Genomic DNA, 21,333 nt, shown 5'->3' with positions numbered 1-21,333 from the left:
AGCCTTTCAAGGTTTTTTATTTTAAGGCTGATTATCTAAACGATACACTCGTTCAAGAAGCAATGAGAAGACCTTCTCGCCAGCGTTCCGTCTGTCCAATGGCAGCCGGCCTTGGCGGGAATTGGTCCAGAGCCCCGTATATGGATGAGCGGAGCCGAGAAAGAAGTAAAAGAACTACGATGAACATGATTGGCAAAACTAGGGGTGAGGTGGTTGGTAAGGGGTAATGAGGATGCATAAAATAAAAATTACCAGTGAGAAGAAAGAAATAGATGTAAAAGTGTTTTTTTGTATGTATTCGAAAGCTTAATTCTGTTAACTATCTTGATATTATTGATGTTGACATTATTTAAAATTACAAACATGAAAAAAAGCGTACATATATACTTATGCACGCTCATTTCCACAAAAAACTGTTTCTTATTTATAGTTAATGCCAATACCAATCCATATTATAATAAAATATGAAATAATGAGAATGAAATGTAGACTTCCCCCTAAATATGAATAGAATAAATCTCCTTTTTTCATTCCTAACAAGGATATGAAGACTCCAAATAATGAAATAAATAGGTAGCCAAAAGTGAAAACTGGTAAGTGGGCTATGAGTTGAACATTTAACAAAAGAAGGAGAAACAAAGCGACCAAGGTATTGATCAAATTAATATGAGATAACTTTATTTTCATTTATTTATCAACTCCCTGCTATGGTAAATTTATCTGTCCCAATCGAATAACTTTGACTTCCTTCATCTTTTCTAGGGACGAAATATCTTTAACGGTTCCTGTAATGGCAATTCCATAGATCTTCAATTCTTTATGTTTTTTCACCCATTTTAGTCGCTCGGCCATTTTTAAATCTTTATATTCTGTTAGTTCCGTTGCCCATTTTTCGTATTTGTTCAATAGCTCCAGCCCTTTGACTACTTCTTCGTAATCAGTAAACGAACGATTGAATACAGAATCTACATGCACTTTTTTGTATGGAAAACCAATTGCCGGTGTTTGGATAAAATCTAAATCATCCTTCATCTGTTCCTCTACACCTGTTTCTAACGCAAGCCATGTAATGTTATATCCTTTAAATTTTTCGTTTATTTCTTTTAAGGAGTAGGACTGATCCAAGGAAATATAGATTTCAAGCGGCCAATCACCCGGAAGAGACTGAATTTTTGTTCTTTCGTCTTGTAAATAGTATTTTGCTTTCGGATGAATAAAGTTGATTCCAATTTGATTAATGGAATATCCGATAGCTCGATAATTTGATTCTTTAGAAAAAATATCATTTAAGAACAGTTTGTAAGTATCCTTGCCTAAATAACTTCTTTTATCACCAAACATCTTATATTTGTCGGTTGTTACATTCATGGTAAACGGCTTAATTTCGTCGTCAACGGTATCGTAATCCACGTACACATTTGGGACCATCATTTCACTCGCAGTCCTAATCGTTCGTATAAATTCGTTTCCTTTGCTGTGGTCTCGCCCCCAACCGTAATAAATAACAGTAAACATCGTCAATAGCGGAACAATAACGAGTATAAAAGATAAAACGAGCAGCGTATTTCTAAAAAAGAATTTTTGTTGGGCCTTTTTCACCATTTTTGCGAGATCGGCTTCCTTCATCCCTTCATCATGAAGGGTTTCATTGAGAAATTCATTGTATACATCAAAACTTTCTAGAAGCTCCTCTATTTTCAGTTCTTCCTCTTTGCTTAGTGTGCCATTTTGATATTTCTGCAATAATTGTTTTAACTCGTCTTTTCTCATCCCTTCACCTCATTGCGTAATCGTTTTTCTAATTCCCGCCTTCCCCGGAACACAAGGCTTTTTAAATAAGGAATTTTCACGTTTAACATATCCGCCGCTTCTTTGTAGCTAAATCCTTTTATATCGACTAACGTAATGGCCTTTTGCTGCAGTTCTTTCATTGTGGCCAAATGTTTATAAATTAAATCCGCTTGATATTTCTGCAAAACCGCATTCTCCGTCTCCAGTGATGGATCTAGCTTCAACGACGTATAAAAATCATCAACCTGTACAGCCTTTATCTTTTTTGTTTTTCTGTAGTGGTCGATGAAGGTGTTATAGGCTATCCGGTAAAGCCATGATTTTATTTGTACTACCTCGTTCATGCTGCTTAAATGTAAATAAACCTTATAAAATGTTTCCTGCAGGAGATCCTCCGCTAAATGATAATCATTGGTTAATCCGTATAGATACTGAAAAAGGGATTTAGAATGTAGGCTCATAAGTATATCGAAATCAAACTTACTAGCAATCGTTTCCACCCCCCTTCCCATATAAAAGACGAGTATAGAAACAAAAAGTTTCTGTTTTTTTAAATTTTTTTATGAAAATTATACAATAACACGGCTGTTGATTATCCAAAATTAGGCATACTCCTCCCATATATTCGGGCATACTCAAATAAGACAGCTGCCATCTCGGATTTCCATTCGAGAGGAAGTTGCCCAGAGAAAAAACGACGGACAAACGAAAGAAAGGTAAGGGACGAGGTTGTCCGTTTTTCCGTTCGATGATATAGCCATCTCAGTAACACATAAGCGATAAATGCCGCAAAAAGTTGGTTGTATACCGCATGCTCGTTGTTGCCAAATAAGGTCGGAACGTTTAGATATTGCTTGATCCATCGGAAAAACACTTCCACTGTCCAACGTTCTTGATACATCTCGGCAATCTTTTCCGCCGATGCCTCTAAGACGTTCGTGACCACACGGATTTCATGCCCGTTCGCATCCTGAAAGATCACGACGCGATGGCGCTTTTTGGAACGACATTGTTTCGTTCCTAACTGGCAAGTAAAATCCGCCACAATAGAAGAAGAGGAGGAAGAAAGGCGCTTTAGGCTCTTTTTTTGATGGATCTCGACATTGTCTTTCATCCGAATCACAAACGGTTGCTTCTGTTCGACAAACCGATCGAGGCGTTCAATTTTAAAGTACGCTCGATCTTCGACAAGAACCGTTTGTACGTCTGTGAGCCGCTCTCCCACCGGTCCATCGTGGCGCAACCCTACGGTTTCTACGATGTCGCTCGGCATTTGTTGCTCAGGGGAATACGCGACGTGCATTTTCACTCCGGATCGTTCCCCATGATAGGGTGCCCATGTCAGGCGGTTTTTCCCCACGGTGACGGTCGTGGAGTCTACTATACGCAATGCTTTTGGAAAGCGAAGCGAACGGCGGGTTTGGCGATTGCACTTAGAAACAACCAAAGCAAATAAGCGCTTCATCACCTCGTACGGAACTTCTTTCGCTTTCTTAGAAACCGTCGAGTAATGAAACGTCGGCAATCCGTACATTTTCGCCACATCGGCACCATGACGGAAACTTTTCCATTCGTGAAGTGCCGCCAGCAGAAAAAAATCAACCAACGTGCGCACCGTAAACGTCCGCGAAGTGTCATGGTAGCCAACGGCTTCGGTAATCGACTGGAGATCTTCATCAGAAACAATTTTTTGCATCAAATTTGGGAGTGTGGTATGCTTGTGCATAGAGAGCACCTCCTAGGTTTGTTTGTGTTGTTACTTACATTCTACAGGAAAGGTGCTCTTTTTTCTATGTTTTTTATGGATATTATTGGTTAATCAACACGCCTGATACAATAAAAAAGAATGCAAAAATCATCCAACATCAACTATATACTTTGATTACTTACTATACGAAGTTATCTATAGACTCTAATGAGGAAGTGTGTAGCCTAATAATAAGGCGATGGTTTGTATTACACATCGACACATTGCTCCAATTGAAAGAAATTATTGTCACTCCATGTATATGTATCAGGTAAATAAAACTTGACTAAAAAATTGTTTTTATGTAAATAAAAAGAGGACAGCCTTAAATAAGGCCGCCCCCCTGTGTTTTTATATATCTTTTATTAAATCTAAATCTTTCGCGTTGTAGAATGTCTCTTCATCCAACTCTTTTTCAGATTTTGCAACGAGCAAGGATACAACAATATCCCCTGTTACATTTACAGTTGTTCTCGCCATATCCACTATGGCATCTACTCCTATAACTAAGGCTAAACCTTCTACTGGTAAACCCACACTAGATAACACAACTGTAGTCATAACAGATGCTGTTCCCGGAACTCCGGCCGTTCCTATAGTAGCAATTGTTGATATTGCAATAATTAATATATATTGGGTAATAGATAGATCAATTCCATAAATTGAACTAACAAAAACTGCAACAATTGCTGGATATAATCCTCCACAACCATCCATGTTGATTGTAGCCCCTAACGGAGCAACAAAATGTGCAATTTTTTCAGGTACTTTTAATCTTTGGATTATTACTTCAAGTGTTACAGGTAATGTTCCATAGCTACTTCTAGAAGTAAATGCAACTACCATCGCCGGGTACACTCTTTTAAAGAAAATAAAAGGATTTATCTTACCTATTAAAAAAACAAGACCACCATACGTAAATAAGAGATGTACAAGACAAGCAATATACACTGTCACTATAAAAGAACCTAAAGGTAGAAGTGTATCTAAACCATATTTAGCGGAAACATTAGCTATTAGTCCAAACACTCCATAAGGAGTTAATTTTAGAACCATTTTTGTTAGCCGAAACATAATTTTCGAAAAACCGTTAAAGAACTTTATAACATGTTCAACTTTGTCAGGATGTTTGCTGTTCTCTATATTTATGTTAAAGCCGATGATAAAATCCCCAATATAGCCGGAATAAAATTCCCCACTTACAATAGAACCATAGTGTCAATGAGAGGAGCTATGGTTCATGATCACGAGAGGGGAATTTTTTATGATCAAAGAGATGTATGAAAGGGGAATGAATATTTCCGATATTGCGAGGGAATTGGGGATCGATCGGAAAACCGTTCGAAAATATATTCACTCCCCCAATCCTCCTTCCAAATCTAAGCGGAAACAGAGAAAAAGCAAGTTAGATCCATTTAAAGACTACCTTCAAAAAAGAATGTTAGAGGATGGGGTGTTTAACAGCGAAAAATTGTTTTTCGAAATTCGACAACAAGGTTACACAGGAGGAAAAACAATTTTAAAGGACTATATAAAACCTTTCCGGGAGACGGCGAAAAAGAAATACACCGTTCGCTATGAAACACTCCCTGGCGAACAAATGCAAGTCGATTGGAAAGAAGTCGGGGAGGTCGTGATCGAAGGGAGAAAAGTCAAGTTATCGCTATTTGTGGCCACATTAGGCTATTCACGGATGAAATACGCGGTATTTACGACCAGCCAAGATCAGGAGCACTTAATGGAATGCCTGATTCAAAGTTTTAAGTACTTTGGCGGGGTTCCGAAGAAGGTGTTATTTGACAATATGAAAACCGTTACGGACGGACGGGAACAAGGAGTGGTGAAATGGAATCAACGTTTCTCTGAATTTGCGGGTTATTACGGATTTATTCCCAAAGCGTGCCGGCCTTACCGGGCCCAGACAAAAGGAAAAGTGGAACGAGCCATTCAGTATATCATGGACCACTTTTACGTGGGAACCGCATTTGAAAGTGTGGAAGAGCTCAATTCCCTGCTTCTTCGCTGGCTTGATCAAGTGGCGAATCGGAAGCCAAACGCCACTACCGGTATTCCCCCGCAAGAACGTTGGGCAGAGGAACAGCTCAAACCTCTCCCAGTGAAAGATTACGATACGAGCTATCTTTCCTATCGAAAAGTGCATTGGGATGGCAGTTTCTCTTATAAAGGGGAACAATGGCTCCTATCAGTGGAGTATGCGGGGAAAGAAATTCTGGTGAAAGAGCGATTGAATGGGGATATTCACTTGTTCTATCGAGGGGAGGAGATTTCTTACTTGGACCAACAGAAAAAAGCAATTTCATTCGCGGAAAAAATAAAAAAGAAACAGACGAAAATGGCGGCCACCATTTCGCCTGTTTCGGTGGAAGTGGCTACTCGCCCATTGTCCGTTTATGACGCGTTCCTGCGAGGGGAAAGCTCATGAAAGAACAAATACACGAGTATTGCCACCGTCTTCAATTGCCTGTCATGGCGGAGCGATGGCCCGCCATGGCAGAATACGCAGCTACTCATAATATACCATATTCGGAGTTTTTATTCCGTTTATTAGAGGCAGAAATCATCGAAAAACAGGAACGATCGATCCAAACGCTCATCAAACTGTCCAAGCTTCCGTATCGCAAGACCATTGATACGTTTGATTTTACCGCACTACCTTCAGTGGATGAGCGTCGAATTCGAGAGTTGCTTACGTTATCCTTTATTGATCGAAAAGAGAATATCCTTTTTCTCGGCCCACCGGGGATTGGAAAGACGCACTTGGCCATTTCGATTGGAATGGAGGCGATCGCAAGAGGGTATAAAACGTATTTTATTACCGCCCATGATTTGGTGACTCAGTTAAGAAGAGCCGACCAGGAAGGAAAGTTGGAAAAAAAGCTTCGTGTCTTTGTAAAGCCAACAATTCTGATTATTGATGAAATGGGATACTTAAAACTGGACCCAAACAGCGCTCATTACTTATTTCAAGTGATCGCCCGGCGATATGAACATGCCCCGATTATCCTCACCTCCAACAAAAGCTTTGGGGAATGGGGAGAAATCGTGGGAGACTCGGTGTTGGCGACAGCGATGTTAGATCGATTATTGCATCATTCCATCATTTTCAACCTAAAGGGGGAAAGCTACCGATTACGGGATAAGAGACTCCAAGAAGAAAAACGGAAGGATTGATGAGATCCTTCTGGGGAATTTTAAACCGACGATTTTGGGGAAAAAATAATCGGCCTTGACATTTAAAGCGATTCCTAATAATAAAGTAAAAATAACAATAGGAATCACTTCGCCATTTGCCATATGACCAATGGGATTAGAAGGGATAAAATTAACTAAAACTTCATTTATCGGAGGAATCTCTATTGGCTGAAAATCAACTCCATGACTTAATGTAACGTTTCTTCCCGGATTAAAAATTTTTGCGATAAGAAGACCTAAAAGACTTGCTAAAGCTGCGGTAACCAAAAACCATGATATTGTTTTCAAACCTATCCTTTTTAATCGAATATGTCCTTCTAAGGATATTAAGCTAGTAATTAGTGTAGTGAAAACTAATGGTACAACTAACATTTTGATTAAATGAACATATACTTGACCTATACTATCAAACACAATAACGGAGTCTTTAAAAACTATTCCAGCCAATACACCTAAAATCATTGATAAAAAAACAAACGTTCCAAAATTCAGATGTTTTTTTTGTAAATAATAAAACACCCCAAACACTACCAAGGTAATAAACAAACCTATAATTACATTATTCATTTCTTTCGATGATGTATAAAATTTTGTGTAACACATTTTGCTAGACCAAAAAAAAGGTAGGGTATTCTCTGATTGGACGAAAAACATTCCAGAGAAAGGAGAACCCTACCTATGTCTAAGAGTATATCGAATATCGACTGGGCAAATCAACTGGAAAATGCCATTCGTCAGTTTGTGAAAGAAAAATTAGAGCTGATTATGCGGGAAGAAATTAAAAATTTCCTCGAAATCGAACAAGCGGACACATCCAATATGAGAAACGGCTACTATCAACGAAATCTAGATACACAATATGGCCGGATTGAAGGGCTTTTGGTCCCAAGAGACCGAAATGGAGAATTTCAAACGCAACTGTTTGCCCCTTACCAACGACACACCGGCTGGCTGGAAGAAGCCATCATCAAGATGTATCAAAGCGGCATGAGTACACGGGAAATTGGCAAGTGGATCGAACGAATTCTAGGAAGTACCTATTCTCCTACGACGATCAGCCATATTACCGATGTCGTAAAGGAAGACATCGAAAAATGGCGCAACCGTCCACTGCACAAGCGTTATTCCGTCTTATATTTGGACGGTTTGTATGTGAAACTTCGCCGCGATACGGTAGAGAAAGAAGTCATTTATGTGGTGTTAGGAGTAAATGAAGAAGGATATCGCGAAATTCTCGATTTTTTCGTGGGAGGACAAGAAAGCGCCTATGGATGGCGGGGGATTCTCCAACAGCTCTACAAAAGAGGAGTCAAGGAAGTGCTTTTAGGCGTATTTGATGGTCTTCCGGGGCTGGAGGAAGCCTTTAAGGCGGTGTATCCGAAAGCCGATGTACAGTGCTGTGTCGTGCACAAAGTCCGCAACACCCTCAGCTGTGTTCGGAAAAAAGACCAATTCGAAGTGGCCGAGGATTTCAAGCTGATTTATCGCGCGCCGAATAAGGAGATGGCGTTACAAATGTTTCAACAGTTTGAGTCGAAATGGTCCAGCAAATATCCAAGAGAAGTTCAATCTTGGGCAAATGAGTTGGATGTCCTCCTTACATTTATGGATTATCCAAGCAGTATTCGAAATGTAATTTACACGACCAATGCCATCGAACGAACGATCAAGGAAATTCGGAAACGTCTCAAGCTGATGAACAGTTTGAGCAGTTTAGAAGCCGCGGAAAAAGTCGTGTATTTAACCATTCAAGATTTTAATGAGAAATGGGCGGGGCAAAAGTTGCGAGGATTTGCCGAAGCGCAGGAAGTCCCCCAGCGAATGTTTGAAGAACGTTACAATTAACCATATATTGTAAATGAGTGAGATAATGAGTGAGATAAGGGGATTCTCCCTTTCCACACAGGAGACTGAATATTAAGTCTCCTGTGTGGAGGAAACAGCCCCCTCTCTATTCTAAAATCCATTTCAGAGATACCCTATCCATCTTGCATTACACAAAATTCTTGACGGTACCTTTAGCTTCTACAAAATAGACATTGATTAAAAGCAAATATTGTGTTTTGTCTTCACTTGAATAAATGATATTTTTAAGGTTGTTGAAACCAACTATAGAAGATGAATGAATACCAACATATTAGAAAGATGAGCCATATAGTGTTTCCCCAAATACCAATTTTAATAAAAACATCTTCTGATTGATTTTTAGAAAATTTCCCCCAAATTAACCCTATTGCAGCAATTGGGATAACAATAAAAAAACCAAATCCTTGAAAAACAAAAAATAAAAAAAAGGAACTTAATAATAACAATAATGGAACTACATTCAAAAAAACTCCTCCCTTTCTCCTCTTCTTCAACAATTTATTTAATAAGATGATTATATTATATTTTTCCATATATGAAAATAAAACTAAAAATTGATTGTGAATATTTAAAAACAGGTTTCTTTATTAAAATGAATTAACACAGCGATAATAATCATTCAAAGTTTTAGTAATAAACATGTTTGATAGTATCGCTGTTGTTAATTCATATAAAAACAAAATAAATGGAGGGAAAAGAATATGTCAAAAAGAAAAAAATTGAACAAAATCTCTTTAGCAGTCTCATCTTTAGGTCTAACCTTGTTATTAGGTGCGAGTGCTCTAGCTGCATCTTCTATTGCGAGAATCGATGGGTCACATTTAGATGTTTCCGGGGCAACCATTACTGTTGGTGATGGGGTCCTTGATGAGATTACTTACCAAAATAATAGTCATATTGATTTCTATGCTATGGTTTCACGTGACGTAGTTGGGCTAGATCCAGAAGTATTTGATCGTAGAGTATTGGATTACGAAGAGGGTTCGATATATAATAGATCTGTTACAAATGGAAAATATTACCCTCGTTCCAAATGGTCTGGTGAAAGCGGAGCAGCTTATACGAACGCTTTAACGTATATTGAAAATAACTAAATGGGAATAAAGCAATATGAGGATGTAAAGCCTCATATTGCTTTACATATTTAGAAATGAGGTGTACCAAATGAAGGTTCTTAATTCCATGGACGTCATGTGGATCCTTTTTCGGAGAAATCCTCTTTTTTGGGTTTTATTAGTTTGTTTTCTTGCTTATGTATACTATGGTTTCCATTTTTATTCTACTGGATATAACTTTTCTCCCGGAGAAGCACTAGTAAGAATGAGTTTTGCAGTACAAGGGGGAATGCTTGCTTTTTTATTTTTTTGGAGTTTTATTTATTAGACTGGAAGAAAATAATCATTTACACGATATATTTTCATCGATCCCAAAAGGAAATTCCTATAAGTTTATGGGGAAATTCCTCTTTTTTTCTGTTTTTACGTTATTTGTTTGTTTATTTGTATTTTCCATATACGCATTTCTATTTTTCCGAAAAGGAATATCCTTTCTTTCTTTCTATTATGATGCGTTTCTTTATATTGTACTTTACTGGGGACTTTCCTTCTTATTATCTATGCTAATAGGAGCTTTGTTGGCATCTTGGTTTAAAGGAAAAATTATTTACCCTCTTATTCTTTTTGTTTGGGCGCTAATTGGACCGGCAAATTCTTATTTTTTTGGTACAGCTGCATCCAAATCTTTGTTCTCTGATTTTCTAGCATGGATCAATCTTGGAGAACCTAACCCCTTGGCGTTATTTAACGATTTATACGGATTTGAACTTTCTGTATATCATTGGATGAAAAAATTATTCATGCTGCTACTTATCAGTTTCCTTTTTCTTTTCACTCATTTTATAAGAAAACGAGGTAATATAGAGAAACGTTTTTATATGTATTTTGCATTGTGTTCAGTGAGTATAGGAGCTTTGATTTATTACTTTACTTTAGACAGACAAATCTATATTAGCAATTCTTTACTGACAGAGACAAGAGAACGCGTTGATGAAACTTACTATCATACTTTGTCTCATGAGTATTCTGAACCGCATCCAGATATTGCTATTACAAAGTATGACGTTAATATGAAGATAAAACGGTTAGTGGAGATCAATACTACTGTTACATTAGTGAACAATTATAAACAACCGTTAAACAATGTATCCTTGTCTTTGTATCATGGTTTTAAGGTCATAGACGTTTCGAGTAATCATAAAAAATTATCATTTGAACAAAAAAACGATCTTTTAAACATTCAATTGCCAAGCGAATTACGGCCTAAGCAAAGTTGCCAGATTTCCATTTCTTATGAAGGATTGAGTTCGCCGCTGTTCTTCGCAAATTCACGAGCAGTATATTTACCTTATTACTTTCCGTGGCTTCCATCAAACAATATAGAACCTGCTTTTCAATATACGAGGCTTGGTCTTATAAGAAATAATCATCAGTGGGGCAACGATGCCGAAATTGCCCTAACCTACGATGGGCCTAATCCTTTATATACGAATATAAAAAAGATTGGAAATAAGAAGTGGCATGGAAGATCTTCTTTTGGGTTATCAGTAGTGGTTGGTAATATAGCGGAAATGAATAGGAAGAACGGTGGCGCACAATTTGTGCAACCGATGACTTGGGGGAAGAATTTGTACCAATATCCTGAGTTTAAAGAACGAACTAATGAGATGATGAAAAATATTTCAAACAACTTTAATATCGAATACAAAGGATTTCCAGAGTTAATTATTTTTGTCCCTATTCTTTCTATCAGTGATTTCGTTGCAGAAGAGTATATTTGGTTTGCATCCGACCATTTAATTTACGGAACGGGATTACAGTATAATGCGACTATCCTTCCTTACAACGAGTCATATTATACTTATATGTTAGTCCCTGCTCTTACATGGAAATACAAAGGTATTCAAATAGATGATATTGAGTATTTAAATCTATTCGATTCCGTATACGCTTACGTTTATAATCAGCAACATGGTATTGAAGACGATGGTGGATTTTTACCTGATGTATATTACATGAAATCAGAAAAGGATAAAATAAAGAATAGCATTATTCAATGGGTAAAGAATGAGGAAAACATTGAAACTAAGAACAATTTTTGTAGAGAATGGTTCAAGTTAATCGAGAACGGAAGACAAGATTGGAACACGTTGAAAGAACTAACAAAACAGTATTTTTATGATAAGGAGGTTCAAGATGGATACACTAGAAATTAGAAATGTAAAAAAGAAATATAAAAACAAAATTGTATTAAATAATATTTCATTGAGTATAAAAGGCACTTATGGACTTCTTGGACCGAACGGAGCTGGAAAAACTACATTAATGAAAACAATAGCTACACTAATACCTTTAGAAGAAGGAACAATATCATTTGGAGATATTTCATGGGAAAACGACCAAAGTGTTAAACCATTAATCGGATATCTCCCTCAGTATTTTTCAGCATATAAAACAATGAAAGTTTACGAAGTGCTAAATCATTTTGCAGTTTTAAAAGGGATTACCAATAAAGAACGTAGGATGTCAGAGCTTGATAGTGTATTAGAAAATGTAAATCTTTATGAACAAAGAAATGAAAAAATCAAAAACCTCTCGGGGGGAATGATCAGAAGAGTTGGAATAGCACAAGCTCTATTAGGTGATCCCAAAATCCTTATTGTAGATGAACCAACTGCTGGATTAGATATTCAAGAAAGAGTAAGATTTCGAAATTTACTAAGGAAAATCGCAACAAATCGAACTATTATTATCTCTTCGCATATCGTAGAAGATTTAGAAACCATATGTGATCATGTTTCTATAATGAATAAAGGAAACATCCTTTTTGAAGGCACTAGGCAAGAAATTCTAAAAGTAGTCAATGGATTAATTTGGGAAAAAGAATTGCAACATAACGAATTAGCATTAATTCCAGAGGAACAAATTATTTCAATAAAAGAAGCTGGGAACCATTATATTGTTAGATTGTTATCGAAAGTTGACATAAAGGATGCTAAACTTGCCACTCCAACATTGGAGGATGCCTATCTTTATATGATGAAGGGGGATCACAATTGAAAAAGATAAACATTCTTTTTGAAATAAAATCTATGGGATGGTCTTTTTTTCTCCCCCCTGCTATCTTTTTGTTATTGATTTATCAATTGATTACTTATAATGGTTTTCCTGTATATATTTATAACACTCTAGAATTTTTGATTGCACCCTTAGCATGTTGGTGGATCATTTATTTATATTTTGAATACTTTGAAGGGGGATTACAAGAACTTATCCCCTGTTATCCATTATCGAGCTGGTATCACGGAATATATCGCGTATTAACCTTTATATCTATTTATCTATTGTTACTAATAGGTGGTTTATGGATTGTTCATTCTGTAATTGAAGAACAACGTTATGTACCTTTACTTATTTATTTTGGAACACTGAGCTTGTTATTTGCTACATTTGGATTTTTGTTAGTCTCCATTTGTAAAAATATTATAACCCCAATTGTAATTATCGCTATCTATGTAGTGACGGAGTATCTAACAAATGGGAAAATGATGCCTTGGTATCATGCTATGGCTTTTATTACGAATCCATTTTCTATTGAAGATGTAACTTTTAAGGGAATTACTAATATTTTAATATCTGTTTTCTTTTTATCATTAGGTCAAGTCATATTATCGTTCGACTTATATAAAAAATACACATAATATAAACAAAACTCCTACCTTTTTTTAACTCTGAGGTAGGAGTTTTGTCGTTTGATTCATCTTTTGATTGGCGGCCACTCGATCGAGCTATGTACAAACGGATTCATTTAATGTAAGGAAATAAGATCATGTTTTTCTGAAGGAAATTATCTTTCAATACTTTATAACACTTTCTAATTTCCCTTTTGTTTGTAAACATTTCAGCAAGCATGTTATTGTAACAATACTGTACTAGGAATATCTTTAAAGTAAACAACAGTGTATCTTATCGTTTACGATTTAAAGCTTCTCGAAGAAAACAACCCAATTCGCCGCACCATCTTATATTTGTTGAAGAAGATAGCTTTTATAAAGATCTAGTTTGATTGCTCTTTTTTTCTCATTAATTTTACTCTCTGGAGTCTAAATGACTTACCATCAAACCCTTGTTTCGTTGACAATCGGTGTTTGAGTCTAGTCTGTCTAATAATAACTCTCAAATCCGATGGTTTTCGACAACCAAGGTACTTCTCCCTGCTCTGCCTGTCATTAAATTTCCACTCTTACATAATCGGTATACACGTGTGATTAATTCTTCCTGTCGCTGGCCGGCCTGTTTCACTTCTTCTCATTTCTAGAAAATGGTTTTATGATGATCCTTCCTGTTCCGTTAAAGTGTTTATAGAACATTATGACTGACTTAGCACAGCCGCTGTACCCTTCAGACAGAACACACTTTACGTCAAATTTCCTTTTCCACGAGTTGTTTAGCTGCTGAAAAGATTACACAGGCGATTTATCTGTCTATGATTTATAAGATTCCTATTTTTGTAGAGGTGTCTCCCTTTCCTCGAAGTCGATGATTTTGCTTTTTGAAAAGGCCATATGTAGGAGCGAAGTTTGTGTTTCCGTAGTCATCATCTGTTGCTCTCATGCCAAAACGGCCGCCGGAAACACTTAGAGTGTGGATGAAACCATATTCTCATGTACAAGTAGTAAGCAGGGATGGGTTTACGGGATTACGTCAAGAGATTACCAATGTCAATACTTCCATTCTTTATTTGTATTATCGATGTGACTTAATAGCTAAATACGAAAAAACTGGATTTACTTCTCCCTCGTTCCCTCTATTTTGTCTAGCCGTTTTATTAATATCAAAATGCTCGGCGCTTACGCAGCAAAGTGACAAATTAATCGGTTGAAAAAACATCAAACGAAAGATGTATGGGTATGCAATCTTATAATTTCACGATTTCGAGTCAAATACGTTCTCAACTTATTCAAAATTACCTTGCAGAACGTTTCTTAAAAATATCTTCTCCTAAATAATGCTCATTTTTTTAATTTCATCATAATGTCTGTCAACGTATAATTAGGGAAAAGTTAAATTTCTTAAAACGTGCAAAACAGTAAAAAGCTCTTTGCCCTTAAAATGGGCAAAGAGCTTTTTGTACAAAAACTCTTATAATTATCACCAATAATTAGCAGTTAGCAGCCGTATGATGGAATACCCCATAAATTTCTACATATGCTACGTAATCAACAGACATATTACGTCTTACACAATCACAAATTTCTTTGTCGCAACACGGATCCCATTTACCAAAGTTATGCCAACAACGATCATGGGCACGACAACAAGAATCAATGGCATTAATTGCTGTTCCTCCACCTAACGGACCATAATCCCCACAACCGGGACCACAGTGATTATATCGACCAGCCGAAATAGTGGATAGACAGAATTGTCCATCTCCCCAGTTAGCGTTGGCTTCTACCTCTTGTTTCTTGAACGCTTCCAAAATATTAGTTTGGTTCATTAACTGGTTATTAAATGGGATAGTATATGGTGTTTCCTCTACACCATTTGTAATCCCAAATCCTTGCACGTTTGTTAGTTCAGAGTTTACAACTTCGCCGGATAATGCAAGATACTCACCGTTATTATTAAATTCTAAAATATAGATTCTTGAAAGGAAATTTTCACCATTTAAAATAAGTGTTCTAAAAGGAATTACCGTATTTTCATACAGCACTTCTCCCTTATATGCTTCAGCGATACTTAATTTATGGGTGGACTCAGCTTTTACAGATTCCATTTTTTCTTTCAATTTTAAAAAATCATTACTTGTTAGAGCTTTATTTAGCAATTCTTGTTGCTCTTTTTCACTTAAAACAACAACATTATTAAGCATTATTTTTCCCCCTTCATATTAATGTTCTGGTTATGGTGAAAATTGTAGCTACATTTTCACACCAACTTTCAGCAAACGCGTTTGAGAAAGTTAGAGGTGGCACTCGGATTCGAACCGAGGATCAAGGTTTTGCAGACCTTTGCCTTACCGCTTGGCTATACCACCCTAATGATCATGACAATATATAAAGAAAGGCAAAGTATGATTTATACAACCACATTCAAAAATAAAAAGAACTATTTTTCGTAAACCAAAAAAGGACAGTCCTGATAATCTGATATGATCCCCTTATAGTAGACAGAAAAAAGAAAGACAATTAATCTGTCTACTATGGAGGGGATTTTTCTATGGGGAAAATACGAAAAACATATGATGTAAAGTTTAAAAAGAAAGCAGTGGATTTATATTTGAAAGAGGGCATGGGCTACAAAACAGTGGCTAAAGAATTAGGGATTGATCATTCCATGGTACGTCGATGGGTCAAATACTATGAACAGGAGGGAATACAAAGTCTAGAGGGAAAACAAAGGCAAATGGACCAAGCAAAGGAAGACCGAGAACTCGTCCAGAAGATCCTGAAACGAAAATCAAGCGTCTTGAGGCGGAAGTAGAGATGCTAAAAAAGCTTTTAAAGATGTGAAGGGGCGAATGGAAGCCGTACCAGCTCACAAGAAATTCGCAATCATTCAAGAAACGGCTGGGTGTCATGGTTCGATTCAACAATTATGTGAGATAGCAGGAGTGTCTCGAAGTGGATACTACAAGTGGGTAAAACGACAGGAACGCCCTTCTCAGAAGCAATTGGAAGACGAGCATCTAAAGAAAAAAATCGAGGAGTGCCATGAAGAACTGAAAGGCATCTATGGGTATCGGAGAGTCAAAGTCTGGCTTAAGAGAAAATACAAACTGAATATCAACCATAAACGAGTACAAAGGTTGATGAGAGAGATGGGAATTTGTGCGGTGATTCGGAAGAAACGGCCTTATTACGGGAAGAAAGAGCCTTATGTCATTTCGGACAATCATCTAAACAGGGAGTTTCACGCGTCAAAGCCAAACGAGAAATGGGTGACAGATATTACATATTTGATTTTTAATGGGCAAAAACTCTATTTGTCCGCCATTAAAGACCTATACAATAATGAAATTGTGGCCTACCATATTAGTTCGAGAAATGACATCAAACTGGTGCTTGATACACTAAAAAAGGCCATAAAAAAACGGAATGTAAATGGACTCCTCCTACATAGCGATCAGGGGTTCCAGTATACATCCCGCCAATACAACAACTTACTTAAAAGATACAATATAAAGGCCAGTATGTCCAGAAAAGGAAACTGTTTAGACAATGCCTGCATGGAAAACTTTTTTAGCCATTTCAAGGCAGAGTGTTTCAATCTGTACTCTTTTCGCACAGCCGAAGAGGTGAAGGATGCCGTGCACAAGTATATTCGTTTTTATAACCACGAACGTTTCCAAAAGAAATTAAACAACCTGAGTCCTTATGAATATAAGACTCAGGCTGCTTAAATGTGCTTTTTTATTCCTGTCTACTTGACAGGGGTCACTTCAACTACCTTTGACATCAGGTTTATATTCATGATACCCCGATCGAGTAGATGTGGAATAGACAAATTTTACTCCACAAGGGCAAACATAGACGTCTTCTTTCACTAAACGGAATTGACTGGAACGGCATGTTGAATGTTCTTTTCGATGAAATCGGCGATAAGAAACATAGGCATGAATCCCTTTGTCTTCGAGTTCTCGCCCAAGACGTGCGTTATAACAGCCAGCATCTAACACGATATTTTCCGGTGTATAACCGACCCGTTGTTTGACTCGCTCGATGCGTTCAATGAGCACACGATGTCCTGGCACATTTGCCGATGTGACGTAGGCATCGAGAATGAAATTGTGTAGTGTGTCGACAATCCAATGATCATGGTAAGCGAATAATCCACGAGGATCATGTTTGACGGATAGCCCTGCATCGGGTCTGTGGTACTGCAAATCACTTCTTTCTCTACCTCTTTTGGTGACTTTGGATCTAAAGGTTTTTTGCCGTGTTGTAAGCGCTTTTTGTTTACAAGCTGTAACACGTACTCATCTTCCTTCTCTACCACTTTTCGAACCACTTTGACGCGTTTCCGTTTGTTCGCATTGGCTTTCAACTCGGTTTCATCTGCAGCCCATGTTTCTGGGGATAAGAAGCCTTCTTTTTTAATCTGTAAGAGTACATATTCAAATAAAGTTTCCCATACGTTTTGATCAACACGATGGCGCAAAAATTTTGAAACGCTGGAGTGACATGGGGCAGAATCGTCCATAGAAAGACCTAGAAACCATCGATACGTGAGATGTTGATCAATTTGTTTACAAGTGAAACGAACAGAACGAAACCCTTCAACATATTGAATGATCAAAATTTTTACTAACATCAAAGGATCAAGGGATGGACGACCTTTGTCCTCTGAATAAAACGGTTTTAATAAGGAGTACACGTAATCCCAATCCATCACTTTATCGATTTGAACAAGTAAATGACGTTTATCGTACATTTTTTCATACGCTTTTCTGTTCTTTTTCAATTCTGACTTGGAGAAAGGACGGTACATGCTTCTACTCCTCCTTCTTCATAGTTTTCCTTTAACATATTAACAAAAGAAAAACGATTTTGTCCTTGACAAAATCGTTTTTCAACAGTCTGAGACAGATGAAAATATTTCATCTGTCTGTTTACATACATAATGGCTTAATTTTTGAGTTTTAGGTACTATTAAGGTGAACTCCAGATTAACCCCACAATATATACCCATAAAACATATACTGTGACTGTCACTACATTTAGCCAAAATGCCAGTTTAACCAACCATCCTGATTCTTTTGCCTTTTTACCAATTAAAGCAAGAGTTGCACCCACGATCCATAAAAAGATTAGAAGGTATCCATTGGGATTTTTAGAAAACAAAATCATGGAAAAACTTAAAATCCATGACACCAATGACAAATACTTAAACAAAAACAGCCCTCCTTTTTATTACTATTAATGCAATATACACTAATAATAACAATCGAGTAGGAGGGAGCGATTAACTCCCGTCCTCTCACACCACCGTACGTACGGTTCCGTATACGGCGGTTCAATTAAGATCATTGACGCAAGTTTTCATAACGAGCTTCAAGACTTTTCAGCCCTTGGTTTCTCCAATAGGAGTTACCAAGGGTTCTGTGTAATATTGGACTATTTGAAATACGCCAATAACTCTTCCGAGTATTTCCCCATTCATACGCTTGCCATTGTGGTACGCCAAGTTGAATAAGGTTGCGTATCTTTGTTTTCGGTTTCTTCCAGTTCTTCCATAGGCACATTCGAAGTCTTCTACGAATCCATTTATCTAATTCAAGGAATATAGATTTGGTGTCTGCTAACGCAAAATATCCACACCATCCCATTAGATATTGATTCAGTTTCTGAATGCGGTATTCCATCGGGTAGGGCATCTTGCGTGATGTGATTTCACGAACTTTATTCTTCATTCGTTTAAGGCTTTCTTTTGCGATACGAACCTTTGGCTCTTTATGATAGGTAAAGCTAAATCCTAGAAACTTACGTTTCCATGGACGGTCGACCGCTGATTTCTTTTCATTTACTTTCAGTCGTAGTTTTCCTTCAATAAATCGCTGGATACTTGCCATTGTGCGAAGTCCTGCTCGTTTACTTTTCACGTAAATGTTACAGTCATCCGCATATCGAACGAATTTGTGTCCTCTTCTTTCCAATTCTTTATCTAGTTCATCTAGTACAATGTTAGATAGTAGCGGACTTAATGGTCCTCCTTGTGGAGTTCCTTCTAATGTGCTTGACCCCACACCATTAATCATGACTCCCGATTGTAAATACTTACGAATCAATTTCAGTAATGGTTTATCTTGGATTCTCTTCGCGAGTGTACCCATTAATCTGTCATGGTTGACCTTATCAAAGAATTTCTCCAAGTCCATATCTACAACCCATCGATGTCCATCTCTTATATATTCTTTCGCTTTCCTCACCGCATCATGGGCACTTCGGTTTGGTCTAAATCCGTAGCTGTTTTCAGAGAATGTAGGGTCATACACTTTTGAAAGTACTTGGGCGATTGCTTGTTGAATCAAACGGTCTGTTACGGTAGGGATTCCTAGTAAACGAACACCGCCGTCAGGTTTCGGGATTTCGACTCTGCGGACTGGCATTGGTTCATAAGTTCCCTTGAGAATTGCCTCCTTAATAGATAGCCAGTTTTCGACTATGTGCTGTCGTAGGTTTTGTACGGGCATCATATCTACTCCGTGGCTTCCTTTATTCTGTTCTACACGTTTTAGTGCTTGAAGCATGTTCTCCCGTGACAGGATTTGATTCAAAAGCATCGTTATTCTCCTTCCGTGAATAGCTGTTCTCTTTATGCCAGTGGTCACTCCACCCTCCAAGAGGTCCCCCACGGGATTCACCGCTTCCTTCCTCAAGTGAGGTACTACGTTTTCTGTGTTCATCATGACTCACTGAATGCCAAGGGCTATTCTCTCTTAATTGTTCGGTCCTTCTTAGTAGTTCTAAACCAACTAATACTATGACCTCTGCTGACTTCTGACGGTTCAGCTACTTATCACTAAGTAGGTTATGAAGCGTACTTCACATATCCGCCAGACCTCCCCGGGTAAGAATGTAATCTTTCCTTCCATCTATCTGCTTCATTTACTCTGTACCACCTTTGGCAGAAAGGACTTTGTTTTGTTTAGCAAACTCATCCAATGATACCTAGCCTTATATGAAGTTCGTGTTCCTCAGACCGGAAGTTTGCCGCTCGCTTCCTTCAGATTCCGCGTCACCACGGACACCCTTGCGTTAAGCTAACTGTTACTTCTGCCTTCACAGTTCAGGACTTACACCCTATAGATTACACCCATGCCAGGCGCACTAAAATAAAAAAAGATGCTGAAAAGTTCAGCATCTTTTTAATAATTAAATCGTTAACATAACCATCCGCGTGGTTCGAAGTAAGTGTTAATTTGAAGCCAACTCCAATAATCCTGATTTTGATATGGGTCAATACAATTAGCGAGTTCTTTATCGCAACATTTATCCCCTTCGCCAAAGTTATGCCAACAACGGTCATGAGCACGGCAACAACTGTCAATGCTATTAATTGGAGTTCCACCACCTAGTGACATACCATCTCCGCAACCGGGACCACAGTGTCTGTAAGTTCTACCGGCATCTTCATTTTCCAAGCATAATTTACCATCAATCCAATCCAAAGCCTGACCTCCAATTGTTTTGCCCGGAGAGTAATTAGGGTTATTCGGGAAGTCGTAAGTTTTGGTTCTGTTTCGAGTTCACCATTATATTCTTTAGTGAAAGTTGGTAAAACTTCTCCTAACTTCGCTTTAAATCCTTTATAAATTTGTTCTTGTACAACTTTACCCGTGAAAGATTCGTGAACTTGTTCAAAATCATCTACTTTAACATAAGAAATAGATACAGTTTTTTCAGGGTTTTTGAAGGTGACAGCCTTAACGTTTGTCAATTTTCCATCAAAATTAATTTGGTCCCCTTCTAAAGCAACAGATACTACTAAATTATCAACATTGAAGTCTTGATATTTTTGCAACTCTTGGACGATGAGGACAAAATCTTGCTTTTCCTTTAAACTCGCTAACAACTCTTTTTGTTCTTTAGCTTCTGTAATAATACGCCCATCTAAAAAACCTTTCTTCATTACTATTTTACCCCTTTCTATAATTTA

General features: G+C 37.5%; 19 protein-coding genes, 1 tRNA gene and 2 pseudogenes. 10 read left to right on the top strand and 12 right to left on the bottom strand.

Annotated features, from left to right (window positions below; genetic code table 11):
* Positions 1 to 39: 39 nt before the first annotated feature.
* A pseudogene (locus NSS60_RS14945) lies at positions 40 to 224 on the top strand (pre-toxin TG domain-containing protein); the annotation flags it as partial.
* Positions 225 to 705: 481 nt separating this feature from the next.
* Here the strand turns inward: NSS60_RS14945 and NSS60_RS01675 are convergent.
* The 4 genes from NSS60_RS01675 to NSS60_RS01660 all read right to left on the bottom strand — a co-directional run bounded on the left by NSS60_RS01675 (position 706) and on the right by NSS60_RS01660 (position 4,699).
* The gene (locus NSS60_RS01675) at positions 706 to 1,770 is read right to left on the bottom strand and encodes an anti-sigma factor (protein WP_088223616.1); all 1,065 of its coding nucleotides are present in this window, start codon (positions 1,768 to 1,770) and stop codon (positions 706 to 708) included.
* Positions 1,767 to 2,291 (bottom strand): sigma-70 family RNA polymerase sigma factor, encoded by a 525-nt coding sequence (locus tag NSS60_RS01670; protein ID WP_232467173.1) that lies wholly within the window; start codon positions 2,289 to 2,291, stop codon positions 1,767 to 1,769. Before NSS60_RS01670 ends, NSS60_RS01675 begins: the two co-directional genes overlap by 4 nt.
* Before the next feature lie 92 nt (positions 2,292 to 2,383).
* Positions 2,384 to 3,517: an IS4 family transposase gene (locus tag NSS60_RS01665; protein ID WP_064214037.1), complete on the bottom strand. Its 1,134-nt coding sequence runs from the start codon at positions 3,515 to 3,517 to the stop codon at positions 2,384 to 2,386.
* Positions 3,518 to 3,889: 372 nt separating this feature from the next.
* Positions 3,890 to 4,699 carry a dicarboxylate/amino acid:cation symporter gene (locus tag NSS60_RS01660; RefSeq protein WP_445290614.1) on the bottom strand — a complete coding sequence of 270 codons (810 nt, stop codon included), beginning with the start codon at positions 4,697 to 4,699 and terminating at the stop codon, positions 3,890 to 3,892.
* Between the two features lie 79 nt (positions 4,700 to 4,778).
* Here NSS60_RS01660 and istA point away from each other — a divergent pair, with 79 nt between their 5' ends.
* Together istA and istB are read left to right on the top strand one after the other, a co-directional pair.
* Positions 4,779 to 5,981: an IS21 family transposase gene (gene istA / locus NSS60_RS01655; protein ID WP_088223614.1), complete on the top strand. Its 1,203-nt coding sequence runs from the start codon at positions 4,779 to 4,781 to the stop codon at positions 5,979 to 5,981.
* Complete coding sequence (istB, locus tag NSS60_RS01650; protein ID WP_088223613.1) at positions 5,978 to 6,730, top strand: IS21-like element IS5376 family helper ATPase IstB; 753 nt, start codon at positions 5,978 to 5,980, stop codon at positions 6,728 to 6,730. Before istA ends, istB begins: the two co-directional genes overlap by 4 nt.
* Here the strand turns inward: istB and NSS60_RS01645 are convergent.
* Positions 6,689 to 7,270 (bottom strand): cation:dicarboxylate symporter family transporter, encoded by a 582-nt coding sequence (locus NSS60_RS01645; RefSeq protein ID WP_192954241.1) that lies wholly within the window; start codon positions 7,268 to 7,270, stop codon positions 6,689 to 6,691. The two genes, istB and NSS60_RS01645, sit on opposite strands and share 42 nt — an antisense overlap.
* A 159-nt stretch (positions 7,271 to 7,429) precedes the next feature.
* Here NSS60_RS01645 and NSS60_RS01640 point away from each other — a divergent pair, with 159 nt between their 5' ends.
* Positions 7,430 to 8,596: an IS256 family transposase gene (locus tag NSS60_RS01640; RefSeq protein WP_340720942.1), complete on the top strand. Its 1,167-nt coding sequence runs from the start codon at positions 7,430 to 7,432 to the stop codon at positions 8,594 to 8,596.
* Between the two features lie 245 nt (positions 8,597 to 8,841).
* On the opposite strand, the gene NSS60_RS01635 is transcribed toward NSS60_RS01640, so the two are convergent.
* Positions 8,842 to 9,081: a hypothetical protein gene (locus NSS60_RS01635; protein ID WP_088223610.1), complete on the bottom strand. Its 240-nt coding sequence runs from the start codon at positions 9,079 to 9,081 to the stop codon at positions 8,842 to 8,844.
* 237 nt (positions 9,082 to 9,318) lie between these two features.
* Here NSS60_RS01635 and NSS60_RS01630 point away from each other — a divergent pair, with 237 nt between their 5' ends.
* The 4 genes from NSS60_RS01630 (at position 9,319) to NSS60_RS01615 (ending at position 13,373) form a co-directional block, all read left to right on the top strand.
* Positions 9,319 to 9,711, top strand: a complete 393-nt coding sequence (locus NSS60_RS01630; protein WP_088223609.1) for a hypothetical protein — start codon at positions 9,319 to 9,321, stop codon at positions 9,709 to 9,711.
* Positions 9,712 to 9,965: 254 nt separating this feature from the next.
* Entirely contained in the window at positions 9,966 to 11,888 is a 1,923-nt protein-coding gene (locus tag NSS60_RS01625; protein WP_340720594.1) for a hypothetical protein, read from the top strand.
* The gene (locus NSS60_RS01620) at positions 11,869 to 12,732 is read left to right on the top strand and encodes an ABC transporter ATP-binding protein (protein ID WP_088223607.1); all 864 of its coding nucleotides are present in this window, start codon (positions 11,869 to 11,871) and stop codon (positions 12,730 to 12,732) included. The genes NSS60_RS01625 and NSS60_RS01620 overlap by 20 nt, the downstream gene beginning before the upstream one ends.
* The gene (locus NSS60_RS01615) at positions 12,729 to 13,373 is read left to right on the top strand and encodes a hypothetical protein (protein WP_088223606.1); all 645 of its coding nucleotides are present in this window, start codon (positions 12,729 to 12,731) and stop codon (positions 13,371 to 13,373) included. The genes NSS60_RS01620 and NSS60_RS01615 overlap by 4 nt, the downstream gene beginning before the upstream one ends.
* A 1,460-nt stretch (positions 13,374 to 14,833) precedes the next feature.
* Here NSS60_RS01615 and NSS60_RS01610 read toward each other — a convergent pair.
* Entirely contained in the window at positions 14,834 to 15,547 is a 714-nt protein-coding gene (locus tag NSS60_RS01610) for a hypothetical protein (RefSeq protein WP_088223605.1), read from the bottom strand.
* A 94-nt stretch (positions 15,548 to 15,641) separates the two neighbouring features.
* A tRNA-Cys gene (locus NSS60_RS01605) sits at positions 15,642 to 15,712 on the bottom strand.
* 182 nt (positions 15,713 to 15,894) lie between these two features.
* Between NSS60_RS01605 and NSS60_RS01600 the strand changes: the two genes are divergently transcribed.
* Together NSS60_RS01600 and NSS60_RS01595 are read left to right on the top strand one after the other, a co-directional pair.
* Positions 15,895 to 16,158, top strand: a complete 264-nt coding sequence (locus tag NSS60_RS01600) for a transposase (protein ID WP_222936946.1) — start codon at positions 15,895 to 15,897, stop codon at positions 16,156 to 16,158.
* Between the two features lie 37 nt (positions 16,159 to 16,195).
* Complete coding sequence (locus tag NSS60_RS01595) at positions 16,196 to 17,077, top strand: IS3 family transposase (RefSeq protein ID WP_157667404.1); 882 nt, start codon at positions 16,196 to 16,198, stop codon at positions 17,075 to 17,077.
* A 42-nt stretch (positions 17,078 to 17,119) separates the two neighbouring features.
* On the opposite strand, the pseudogene NSS60_RS01585 reads toward NSS60_RS01595, so the two are convergent.
* The 4 genes and pseudogenes from NSS60_RS01585 to NSS60_RS01570 all read right to left on the bottom strand — a co-directional run.
* Positions 17,120 to 18,165, bottom strand: a pseudogene (locus NSS60_RS01585) (transposase); the annotation flags it as partial.
* A 161-nt stretch (positions 18,166 to 18,326) separates the two neighbouring features.
* The gene (locus NSS60_RS01580; RefSeq protein ID WP_088223604.1) at positions 18,327 to 18,569 is read right to left on the bottom strand and encodes a hypothetical protein; all 243 of its coding nucleotides are present in this window, start codon (positions 18,567 to 18,569) and stop codon (positions 18,327 to 18,329) included.
* 131 nt (positions 18,570 to 18,700) lie between these two features.
* A complete protein-coding gene (gene ltrA / locus NSS60_RS01575) occupies positions 18,701 to 19,957 on the bottom strand; it encodes a group II intron reverse transcriptase/maturase (protein WP_088223603.1) in 1,257 nt (418 codons plus the stop codon).
* A 791-nt stretch (positions 19,958 to 20,748) separates the two neighbouring features.
* Complete coding sequence (locus NSS60_RS01570; RefSeq protein WP_088223601.1) at positions 20,749 to 21,306, bottom strand: hypothetical protein; 558 nt, start codon at positions 21,304 to 21,306, stop codon at positions 20,749 to 20,751.
* Positions 21,307 to 21,333 lie beyond the last annotated feature (27 nt).

The sequence above is a fragment of the Anoxybacillus sp. FSL W8-0382 genome (assembly GCF_038003845.1).
Classification (GTDB): domain Bacteria; phylum Bacillota; class Bacilli; order Bacillales; family Anoxybacillaceae; genus Anoxybacillus; species Anoxybacillus flavithermus_G.
Note: the sequence above shows the minus strand (reverse complement) of the source record. Positions and strands in the feature narration are given on the sequence as shown.